Here is a 450-nt window from a genome sequence, read left to right on the forward strand (position 1 = left end):
AGTTTGCCCAGAGTTCCAAGTGAATCGTCCCGTAGTAGCATCGGGCGGCCCCGAAACCGGAAGTAGCGCTGTGCCTGTGCCACCGGTAGCTATACTCCAAGCCACTTCCGCGTTCTCCGTTGCATAGGTCGCTTGAAAATTCGTTTTCAGGTCTGGTGACGTGGCAATTATACCGTTTACATTATCAGAGAAAACAACATATTTCGAGCCGTCGTACAGCGCTGCCTGCCACGCACCATTATTTTGCAGAGGTGTGATTGCAGTCCACGTAATGCCATCTGTCGATGTTGCGATATATCCATTAGCACCGAACGCAACCATGTACGACCCAACTAGCATCAGGGCGCTGATCGAACCTCCTGCGGAGCTACGCAATGTTGGTGTCAACGTTCCCGTGAGAAGTCCTGCTGTACCGACCGCTCCCGGATTCGGAATAGTGTAGATTCCGGT

The 450-nt window shown here is 52.4% G+C and carries 1 protein-coding gene; it reads right to left on the bottom strand.

What is annotated here, in order from left to right:
• Positions 1-321: hypothetical protein (locus AC1RPQ_RS07940; RefSeq protein ID WP_481762253.1), on the bottom strand; the 321-nt coding region annotated here is incomplete at its 3' end.
• Positions 322-450 lie beyond the last annotated feature (129 nt).

The organism is Dellaglioa sp. CoH-57-MRSF-21, assembly GCF_056781915.1.